The organism is Luteibacter sp. RCC_6_2 (genome assembly GCF_041360655.1).
Classification (GTDB): domain Bacteria; phylum Pseudomonadota; class Gammaproteobacteria; order Xanthomonadales; family Rhodanobacteraceae; genus Luteibacter.
Genome location: NZ_JBFUPQ010000001.1, coordinates 269,072 through 279,315 on the forward strand (window position 1 = coordinate 269,072; position 10,244 = coordinate 279,315).

Annotated in this window: 9 protein-coding genes; 3 read left to right on the plus strand and 6 right to left on the minus strand. The window is 67.9% G+C overall.

Annotation, left to right across the window (positions count from 1 at the left end; genetic code table 11):
• Nucleotides 1-245: 245 nt before the first annotated feature.
• A complete protein-coding gene (locus AB6730_RS01155) occupies nt 246-407 on the minus strand; it encodes a hypothetical protein (protein WP_371021831.1) in 162 nt (53 codons plus the stop codon).
• 1 nt (nt 408) lies between these two features.
• On the opposite strand from AB6730_RS01155, the gene AB6730_RS01160 reads away from it, so the two are divergent.
• From AB6730_RS01160 to AB6730_RS01170, 3 genes are all read left to right on the plus strand, one after another.
• Entirely contained in the window at nt 409-1,311 is a 903-nt protein-coding gene (locus AB6730_RS01160; protein WP_371021832.1) for an alpha/beta fold hydrolase, read from the plus strand.
• Between the two features lie 20 nt (nt 1,312-1,331).
• A complete protein-coding gene (locus tag AB6730_RS01165) occupies nt 1,332-1,844 on the plus strand; it encodes a cytochrome P460 family protein (protein ID WP_371021833.1) in 513 nt (170 codons plus the stop codon).
• 78 nt (nt 1,845-1,922) lie between these two features.
• A complete protein-coding gene (locus AB6730_RS01170; RefSeq protein WP_371021834.1) occupies nt 1,923-2,765 on the plus strand; it encodes an SAM-dependent methyltransferase in 843 nt (280 codons plus the stop codon).
• Nucleotide 2,766: 1 nt separating this feature from the next.
• On the opposite strand, the gene AB6730_RS01175 is transcribed toward AB6730_RS01170, so the two are convergent.
• The 5 genes from AB6730_RS01175 to AB6730_RS01195 all read right to left on the minus strand — a co-directional run bounded on the left by AB6730_RS01175 (nt 2,767) and on the right by AB6730_RS01195 (nt 10,225).
• Entirely contained in the window at nt 2,767-3,930 is a 1,164-nt protein-coding gene (locus tag AB6730_RS01175) for a M23 family metallopeptidase (RefSeq protein WP_371021835.1), read from the minus strand.
• 62 nt (nt 3,931-3,992) lie between these two features.
• The gene (locus AB6730_RS01180; RefSeq protein WP_371021836.1) at nt 3,993-6,125 is read right to left on the minus strand and encodes an HlyD family efflux transporter periplasmic adaptor subunit; all 2,133 of its coding nucleotides are present in this window, start codon (nt 6,123-6,125) and stop codon (nt 3,993-3,995) included.
• A 2-nt stretch (nt 6,126-6,127) separates the two neighbouring features.
• Nucleotides 6,128-7,507, minus strand: coding sequence for an efflux RND transporter periplasmic adaptor subunit (locus tag AB6730_RS01185; protein WP_371021837.1), 1,380 nt, complete (start codon nt 7,505-7,507; stop codon nt 6,128-6,130).
• Nucleotides 7,508-7,511: 4 nt separating this feature from the next.
• Nucleotides 7,512-8,306, minus strand: a complete 795-nt coding sequence (locus AB6730_RS01190) for an efflux RND transporter periplasmic adaptor subunit (protein ID WP_371021838.1) — start codon at nt 8,304-8,306, stop codon at nt 7,512-7,514.
• Nucleotides 8,303-10,225 (minus strand): TolC family protein, encoded by a 1,923-nt coding sequence (locus AB6730_RS01195; RefSeq protein ID WP_371021839.1) that lies wholly within the window; start codon nt 10,223-10,225, stop codon nt 8,303-8,305. The genes AB6730_RS01190 and AB6730_RS01195 overlap by 4 nt, the downstream gene beginning before the upstream one ends.
• Between the last annotated feature and the right edge of the window lie 19 nt (nt 10,226-10,244).

A 10,244-nucleotide genomic window follows, 5' to 3' on the forward strand; every position in this document is an offset into this window, starting at 1 on the left:
CGGCGATGGGTGCTTGCAGTAGTCCGCCCGCCGCCGCGGGATCGCCGCTGAAGCGGCTCCCACCAAGGTGCGGCAAGTCCGGTTCCCACCATCGGCTGCTGTTTTTTGTAACGCAATGTATCAGGCGGCCAAACCGTTACATGCGGTTTCAAAACCACGGGAAGTAGCTGCAATCAATCGCTTGGAGGCCGACTACATTAGGCGACACGTGGCCGCAATGGTGTGGCCGCTCAACCTGCCTGGAGTCATGCCATGACGGAAGCCGTCGACCAGAAGAGGCGCAGGTGGCTCGGTGCCACCGCGTGGGGAATCGCCGCCGCGCCATTCGTGTTGAACACCTCGACGGTGATGTCCGCCGCCCATGCGGCGCCGGCGGCTCCCGCGAAAAAGACCACCTCCGGAGGCACCGTGACTTCCTTCAAGACGCTGAAGCAGATCAAGGCCGGCAGCCTCGACGTCGGTTATGCCGAGGATGGCCCGGCGAACGGCAAGCCGGTCATCCTCCTGCACGGCTGGCCCTACGATATCCATAGTTTCGTCGAGGTGGCACCGATCCTCGCCGCCGCCGGATATCGCGTCATCGTTCCTTACCTGCGCGGTTATGGCACGACGCGATTCCTGTCGCCGGACACGCCGAGGAACGGCCAGCAAGCCGCGCTCGCGCAGGACGTGATCGACCTGATGGATGCGCTGAAGATCGACAAGGCCGTCGTGGCCGGTTTCGACTGGGGCGCACGCACCGCCTGCATCGTCGCCGCGCTGTGGCCGGAGCGGTGCAAAGCGCTTGTTTCCGTGAGCGGCTACCTGATCGGCAGCCAGGAACAGAACCGCGCGCCATTGCCGCCGAAGGCCGAGCTGAACTGGTGGTACCAGTTCTACTTCGCCACCGACCGAGGCGAAGCCGGTTACGCGAAGTACACGCACGATTTCGCGCACCTCATCTGGGAACAGGCCTCGCCGAAGTGGCATTTCGACGACGCGACGTTCCAGCGCTCGGCCAGCGCGTTCGACAACCCCGACCATGTCGCCATCTCGATCCACAACTACCGTTGGCGCCTGGGCGCGGCGAAGGGTGAAGCACGCTACGACGCGCTCGAAGCGAAGCTGGCGACCTTCCCATCCATCGGCGTGCCGACGATCACCATGGAAGGCGATGCCAACGGCGCGCCACATCCCGATCCGGCCGCCTATGCGAAGCGATTCTCCGGCAAGTACGAGCATCGCCAGGTCGACGGCGGCGTCGGCCACAATCTTCCGCAGGAAGCGCCGCAGGCCTTCGCCAAGGCGGTCATCGACGTCGCGCGGTCCTGAGACACGAACGGAGCCGTCGCATGAAGCCCGCTTATTTCCTTTCGTATGCCGCCGCGTTCGTGGCCTTGTTCGTCCTGGTGGAAGCGTCGGGAGCGAAAGAGGACGTGACGCCGCCCTCGGCATCGCCCATCTATGGCGTGACCATTCCGGAGGGATACCGGCAATGGGAGTTGATCGCCCCAGCGCTGGAGGACGCCCCGCTCAACGAGTTGCGCGCCGTCGTCGGCAACCCGAAGGCGGTGGACGCCTATCGCCATGCGAACCTGCCCTTTCCTGACGGCACGATCCTGGTGAAGCTGGCCTGGAAGCGGACGCCTTCGAAGGAGTTCGCTTCGGCGACGGTACCCGGTGCGGCGACGACCGTGCAGGTCATGGTGAAGGACAGCAAGAGATACGCGTCCACGGGTGGATGGGGGTTCGGACGATTCGTCGATGGCAAGGCGGTCGACGAAGCCCAGCACCGCACCTGCTTCGCCTGCCACCAGGCGCTCGTGCGCGACCACGACTACGTGTTCACACGCTACGCGCAGTAAGGCCGCGGGTGACTTTTCCGCGGCGATTGCCTATCGTTCCTGCCCGCCGTATCGCCGCGGAGCCAGGAGATTCCCTTCGTGTCGCATTACGCCGGTCCGCTGCTTACCCGCCCTGTCGCCGAGGCCCTGACGGCCTCGCGCGACGCCGGCGCGGGGGAATGGAGAGGGTCGCTGGACCTGGGTCGCTCGGAAACCCGGGCGATCCCGCACCTGGAGACCTGGCAATGGGGTGTCGCGCGTTATCCGTATCCCACGCGCCTCAAGGACCGCACGATCTACTACTGGGATGGCGAGGCTTTCGAGCCGGTATCGCGTTTTTCAGGGTCGCTCATCAAGCTGGTGCCCACGGAATGGGGCGCGCCCACCTTCGAGATCGACGGCATCAAGATGCTGCCCACGTCGAAGGAATCGCCGATCGACGACGCACGGCGCAAGGTGGCGCTGGTGGAGCCGCGCGGCAAGGTGGTGCTCGACACCTGCGGCGGCCTCGGCTATTTCGCCGCCTGCTGCCTGGAAGCCGGCGCAACGCGCGTGGTGTCCTTCGAAAAGAACCCGGACGTGCTCTGGTTGCGCACGCTCAACTCGTGGTCTCCCGATCCGGACGCCGCCGACGCCGGTGGCAGGCTGCAACTCGGCCATGGCGACATCACCCAGGCGATCCTGCAGGTACCCGACGCATCGGTGGACGCGCTGTTGCACGATCCGCCGCGCTTCGGCATCGCCGGCGAACTGTATTCGCAGGCGTTCTACGCCCAGCTCGCCCGTGTCCTGCGCCGCGGCGGGCGCCTGTTCCACTACACCGGCAGCCCCAACAAGCTGACGAGTGGCCGCGACGTGCCGCGCGAAGTCGCCAAACGCCTCGAACTCGCGGGGTTCAAGGCGCAACCCGCCCTGGATGGCGTATTCGCGACGCGACGTTGAGCTATTTGTCCGGGAAGCCCACCACGATACCGTCGAGCGGCAACTGCGCCTGGCGATGGCTCGGTGGCGCCGCCTTCCATGGATCGCCCTGCCCGAACAGCTGTGCCTCGCTTTCCTCGCCGTAGAGATCGATCCGATCGAAGACATACGGGATGCCTTCCGAGCCCTGGAAGTCCGGTGCGTTCGCCAACTGGAAATGCAGGTGCGGTGCGGCGGAGTTGCCCGACTGCCCCAACCGCCCGATCACCTGGCCACGGCGCACGTGATCGCCCTTCTTCACCCGCACGCTGCCCTTGGCGAGGTGGGCGTAACCGGCGTACTGCCGGGGACCGATCGACAACACCACGTAGTTGCCGAACAGGCCGTCGGTGGTGAGCGAGGCCGGCTCCGGCTGCGGCTTCAGCGGTGCATGCTCCTCCTCGCCGTCCCTCGCGCCGGCGACGACGCCATCCGCGACGGCGATGACCTCCGCACCATAGCCGATCCAATCCGCGTACCGTGTCGCTTGCAGGTCCTTCACGCTCGGCTTGATCGCACGACCGGAAGCATCCACGCCGACGAAATCGATCGCGTAGCGCTGGGGTACGGTCAGGCTGCCGTTGATCGCGACCATGCTGCCCCAGTGATGCGAGCGGAATGCACCCGGACCTTCATGGGCTAGCCAATGGCCGCCGCGCAGGGGCGCACCGATCACCGGCGCCGCCGTCGGCGACAACGTCACCTCGACGCCATCCACCGCGTAGGCGTGACCGTTCGCCGTCATGTCCACATGATGTCGCAGCTGCTTCGGCACCGGCGTTCCCGAAGGGAGCGTGAGCCACAGATAGACGATGCCGCTCTTGCCGGGATCGACGACGGCCGCGGCACCTTCCTTCGGCACGGGCTTGGCGACGGCGGCCAGTCCCGCGCTGTCCAGGTGCAGCAAGGGCTGGGTCGAACCGTCGGCGAAGACGTCCAGGTCGTCGAGGCTCAACGGGCCGGTGTCGCCATAGAAATTGGTCAGGTGCAGTTCGTAGGCGAGGTGCCGCGCGCCATCACTGCCGGTGAACACGGTGGGCGCCCAGGGCACCCTCGCCTCGACCGGTGCCGGATCGGGCACCGTCCGCGCCTGGACGCCGGTACCCATCGTCGCTGCCACGCCCACCATCCATATCCATGCGCGCATCCCCTTCCCCCGTGATGACCGAGCCCGATAGTAGCGTTCGCAGGCGGGTAAAGACGACCGGCTCAGCCTTCCTTGCCCAGGCCCGTCTGTTGCAGGAGGATCAGCAACGCGCTGTCGATCCAGCGCCGGGCCAGGCTTTCGCGGCGGCCTTGCATGCGCACGCTGACACCTTGTTCGGCGTCGAGCGGAGCGGACAAGCCTTCACCTTCCACGCGCACCCGGTACCAGACGGTCGCCGGGCGCAGTTCCTTCGCCGGCGCCGTCGGATTGAGCGGGATCGGCCCGCCGTGGTTCTTCGCCAGCAACAGGCTGGGCAGGTGTTCGAGCGCGCCATCGTCCACCGCCACGACGCGACCATGCAAGGGCTGCCAATGGCCATGCGGATAGACGGTGGCGGATGCGCCAGGGACGAGCCGGGCGCGGTCCGCTTCCGATACGAGCACCTCCGCCCGCCAGCGCGTGCCACCCACCACGGTCGCGATGCGCGAACCGGGCGATACCCAGCTTCCCGCCTGCAACGCCGGATCGAGGTCGCGCACGATGCCATCCTCGCTGGCCGTGAGGCGAAGGCGATGCAGTTCCGACGTACTGGCGCGACGCTGCACGTCGTACTGGTCGGCCATGCGCTCGGCCACGACCTGCTTGGCCACGCCGTCGCGGTCGAGGGCGATGGCGCCGCGCGCCGTGGATTCGTAAGCGTCGCGCAGCGCATCGGCCTTCGCCCGCTCGTCCTCGGGGGTCGGCGCGCTGAGTTCGAACAGCAACTGCCCGGCCGTCACGTGCGTGCCATCGGCGACGCTCACGCGTTCCATCCGTGCGGCGAACGGCGTGAACACCGGCTGTTCGAATCCCGCTTCCACGACGCCCTCGGCGGTGATGCTCGCCGACCATGGCACCAGCACGACCAGCCCGGCCACGCCCAGGACGATCAGGCGGCGACGCACGCGCGGCCAGCGGATCTCCGCGCGCCGCATCCACCATATCCGTACTTCGTTGAGCATCGGCCTCACCACGAACGTCACGATTTCCACCAGGAAGAGGATCAGGCCCAGGGCCTTGAAGAAGGCGTGGTACACGACCACGGCGATGCCCACGAAGAGGGTCAGTCGATACAACCAGGTCGCGAACGCGAACACGGTGAGGAACGCCGCGAAGCGCGGCGAGACCGCGTCCGGCCGGGGGTCCTCGATGCCGAGCAGGCGCAGGCGCACCCAGCGCTTCGCCCAGCGTCCCGCGCGCTCGTGCAGGCCGGGGTAATCCAGCGCGTCGGCGAGGATGAAATAGCCGTCGAAACGCATGAACGGGCTGGCGTTGACCACGAGCGTGAGCACCCAGGCCGTGGTGCCGAGGAAGAACAGCGCGTTCTTGAAGTTGCCTTCCGGCGCGAACGACCACAAGAGCGTGCACCACGCGGCGAGCACCAGCTCGGCCATGACGCCGGCCGAGGCGATGGCCAGGCGTCGACGCGAACCTTCCAGCTTCCAGCTTTCGCCGGTATCGGTGTACGCCATGGGCCACATGACCAGCAACGCCACGCCCATGTGTCCCACGCGCACGCCGAACCGCGTGGCCATGAAGGCATGGCCGAACTCGTGCCAGCATTTGGAAAAGACCAGCGCGCCGGCGAAGGCGATGACGCCGTCCCAGCTCATCGCGCCACGCAGGTTGGCCTGCACGACATCCCACTGGCGTGCCGCCAGCAGCAGGCCGAGCGCGGCCGCGAACAGCGTGACGACGAGGAACCGCATGCCGAACATCCAGCTGACGAAGGGCAGCGTACGGCGCAGGAAACGCTCCGGGCGAACCAGCGGAATACGGATGAACAGGTAGTTCTGCAACAACCAGTGCAGTGCCGACGTGCGCCGCTTCGGCATGGCGCCGCGCGTGAGTTGCTGCTGTTGCAGGAAACGCGCGAACTCCAGCACGTCGTCGGCTTCGGGCGTCATCGTGGTGCTGGCGGTAACGGCCTCGGCGATCCGCTGGGGATCGCCCAGCGCCCAATGCTGGAGGAACTCGAACTCGAGCCAGCCGATGCGGAAGAACTGGTTGCGCACGGGGTCCGACAGATGCCACGCCGGCGAACCATCGCGATTTCGCCCGGCGGCGTGGATGTTCAACTCGTCGCGCAAGGCGGGCCATGGCGGTGGCGCCGCAGCCATGCCACCCATCGCCCCCATCGCAGGCACGGCGGACATCGTCAGAGCCCGCACCAGGCGCGCACGGCGGCCAGCGGGCGACGCAGCATCAGGTAACCGAACACGCTCCAGCTTCCCGAGACGCGCGCCGTGCCTTGCAGGCCGATGCGCGCGCCGGGCGGCGTACCATCGATCGTCCCGCGCAGCACATAGCTGGCGACGCCGTTGGGTGCTTCCACCGGCTGGTAGCCGGCGTAGTCGAGTTTCGCGTCGAGCGGGTCCAGTGGCGCGACCTTGAGAAAGACGGTCATGGGTGCGCCCTCGGCCAGGTTGGTCGGCTCGCCCACCGGAGCCCATGCGCGCACGCCCAGCGCATGCGGGTCGGCAAGCAGGCCGATGCGCTCGCCGGTCTGCACGGGGCGGCCGGACCAGTCGTCCGGATCGGAATAGACGAACACGCCGTCGGCCGGTGCGCGGATGGCCAGCTTGTCCACTTCGCGCTGCAACGAGACCACATCCACCTGGCGCTCGCGCCACTTCCCCTCGGCCATGCCCAGGTCGGCCTTGGCGTTCTGGTTCTCGATGGCCTGTTGCGCGGCCTGGTGCATCTCCACGCTGGCCGTGGCCAGTTCGGCCTGGGCGACGGCGAGCTTGTTGCGCAGGGTCGTGTCGTCGAGTTCGGCGAGGACCTGCCCCGCCTTCACCGGCGCGTTGGGCAGGACCGTCATGCGATGGATCACGCCCTCGCGTGGCGAGGCGATCACCTGGCTTCGCGTCGAGATCACCTCGGCGGGAACGAGCGTGTATTCGCGCACGGGGATCAGCAACACCACCAGCAGCACGGCCAGCGCATAGCGCAGGCGGCGTCCGCTGGTCGCCGCTTCCCACCAGCGCCGCCAACGCGACGGCCGCGCCACCAGCGACCACCAGGCATAGCCGTAGAGGTTGGCGAGTTGCAGCAGGGCGAACTCGGCGCTGTCCGGAGTGAGCGTCGTCGGCCACGCCTGGTCACGCGCGAGCACGAGCAGCGCGTCGACATGGCGATCGGGACCCATCAATGGCAGCACCCACACGTGCGCCGGCAGCCACTCGCTCCACTCCGCGGCCAGTTCCTCGCCGAGCATGCCAGGCGAAAGCGGCAGGACGCGGGCACCGGCGGGCAGCTCGGCACACTGCGGCGCGATCCGCCGTGCGACGGCGGACAACCACAGCGCATAAGGCGTGTTGGGATCGGGCTCGGCCAGCCCGGAATGGGCGGCAAGACGAGGACTCCGTCCCGGAGGAGTCGCCAGCAGGGCGGCCTGGCGATAGTCGACTAGGCTACGCGTCTCGTTGCATGCGACGAAACCAAGCTCGGTCGCGGTCGCCGCGCCTTCGGCGCGTGCGGCGAGCGCATAGAAGCGCGACGACGCGCTGGCGCCGGGGTTGTCCTGGGGATTCATGGTTTCAGCCCTGCCCGGTGCTCTTCGCCGGTGTCGCCCGGCCGCTCATGCCCGGCAGCACGCGGCTCGTGTCGCCTTCGAAATCGGCCTCGATCTCGATGGTCTGGCTGACCGCGTCGACGCGGCCGCTGAGGCGCGTCACCGTGAGGGGATGGTGTTCGCCGGTCTCGTCGACGGCGGCGTCCAGATGCGCGCCCGGCTTGAGCCAGCCGATCCAGCTCGAAGGCACGTTCAGCCGCGCCTTCGGCGTGCCGGTACCGACCAGTTCGATCACCGGGGCACCCGGCGACACGCCCTGCCCTTCCTTCACGTGGATACGCGCCACGCGCCCGTCGAACGGTGCGACGAAGCGGCACTGCGCCAGTTGCGCGTCGAAGATGCGCATCTGGCTGCGCGTGCGATTGACGTCGGCCGCGGTGAGTTCGACCTCCAGCGCGGCGGCGGATTGCAGGCCCTGCAACTTGGCCTTCGCCTCGTAGCGCAGCTGCGCCGCCTTGTATTCGGCGTCGGCCGCCGCGCGCCGCGCGTCCACGTCGCTGCAATCGAGCGAGACCAGCACCTTGCCCTTCGCGACGGTATCGCCCAGTTGCACGTAGACGCGTGCGACGCGCCCCCCGGCCACGGCGGACAGCGGGCTTTCCCGGTCCGCCACCACGAGGAAGCGCACGGGCGCCTGGGTCGACGCCGCCGCCGGCGCGGATTGAGCCTGCGCGGGAACCGTGCAAGGCAGGCCCCATGCGAGCACCGCGCTGAAGGCGGCGAACGTCATCGCCTTCGAAATCGTCGTCGCGGTCTTCATGGCTGGGCCGTGGCCGCCGTTTCCGGTGCGGCCGCGAGACGACGCACTTCCGCCATCACCGAGAGCGCCGCGGCTTCGGCCAGGGCGATCACCGAACGCGTGTTGGCGTCGTCGGGGAGGAAGCTGCGATAGCTCTGCGTCAGCAGGCGCTTGCCGGCCGTGTCCTGCACGGTCACGTCCCACTGCGCGCGCGTCGCCGCCTTGCTCGGCGTGGCGCTGTAGTGCAGTTCCATGGCGAGGCTGTCCGCACCGTTGCCAAGGGCCAGCCGGTTGCCGGTCATCACCTTGCCCACGGCATCGCGCACCGCCACGCCGTCGACGCGCGCCGGCAGGCCGGTCACGCTGAGCTGGATCGGACGGTCCACCGCCACGGCATCCGCGGACTGCGTGAACACGTGCTTCTCGCCGTCGATCAGGCTGGCCTGGATGGCCTTGGAAAGCGTCGGCACGTCGCTGCCCGCGACCTGCTCCGGCATCAGGTCGATGCCGACCGAGTTGAGCACGCGGCCGTACGCCGACTGCGCCGCCGCATAGGAGGACGCTTCCTGGAAGCGCGACACCATCGAACGCGCCTGCGTGCGCAGCGTTTCCAGTTCGCTGGTGAGCTGGTTGTTGGAACCGGCGCGGGCCACGCTCGCCAGACGCTGGTCCACCTGCGCGGATTCCTGCGCGAGCTGGTGATCGTAGACGGCCAGCTTGTAACGTTCGACGGAGACACGCACCTGGGTCAGCACGGCCATGCTGAGCGCCATCCGGCGCGCGTCGTCGACCTTCATCCGCGCTTCGTTGGTGCGCTTGATCGCGGGCAGCCCGGCGAGGCGGATCAGGTTCATCGACATGCTGATGCCGCCCTGCGTCCAGTTCTCGTTGTACAGGTAGCTGTTGGAGTCGTAACCGATGCCGCCGAACAGGTTGAGGTTCGGGAACAACGCGGCGATCTGCTTCTTGGTCTCGATCGCGTCGATGCGCGCCTTGTAGTCTTCCTCGCGCAGTTCCGGGCGCTGCTCGAGTGCCGTCTGCTCGAGCTGGTCGAGGTTGGACGGAACCTGCGAGAGCCGCGTCTCGGTGGCATCGGCCAGCGTGAACTGCGTGCCGGGCGCCAGGTTCATCAGGGCGGCGAGCTCGCGCCGTGCGAACTCCATCTCCTGGCGCTTCTCGTTCACCAGGGTCATGGCGTCGAGCAAGGCGCGCTGGTATTCCAGCCCCTCGACCGGCGGCAGGACGCCGGCGCGCTCGGCCTCGCGGGTCTTCTCCAGCGCGGCCTGGATGTTGTCGGCCAGCACCTGGGTCTCGCCGAGCAGGCGCTGCGCACCGAGCGCGCGCCAGTAGGCATCGCGCACGTCCTGCACGATGTTCTGCAGGACCTTGCGGCGGCGCTCGTCGGTGACGTTGACGTCATCCGCCTGCTGCTTCGCCCGGTAGTAGCTCAGGCCGAAGTCCAGCACGTCCCACGACAGCGTGGCGTCGGCGAGGTAGTGCACGCGCTCTTCGGAGGTGGAGGGACGCAGGCTGACGATGCGGTCCTCGATGCCGATGCTGGTGCCACCGGAGTCGTTGCTGCGCCAGCGGTAGCCGGCGTCGGCGGTCAGCTTGGGCAGCATGTCGAGTTGGGAGACGTCGAGCAGGCCGCGCGACAGCGCGGTCTCCATCAGCTTGAGCCGATAGTCGAGGTTGTACTTGAGCGACCGCGCCATGACGTCGGACAAGGTCAGCGGAGCGCCGATCGGCTCCTGGCCCTTGTACATCGCCTGCTGGTCGTTCTTGACCCGCGTGGCGACCTCGTCGTGGGTGAGCGGCTTGGGCTTGACGGCGCCACAACCGGTAAGGAACACGGCGAGGGCCAGCGAGGCGACCAGCGGTGCGCGGCGCATGGCGAATGTCATCGGTGTGGTGGTCTTCATGGCATGGATGTGGTGCATGGAGATTCGGTCCTTGTGA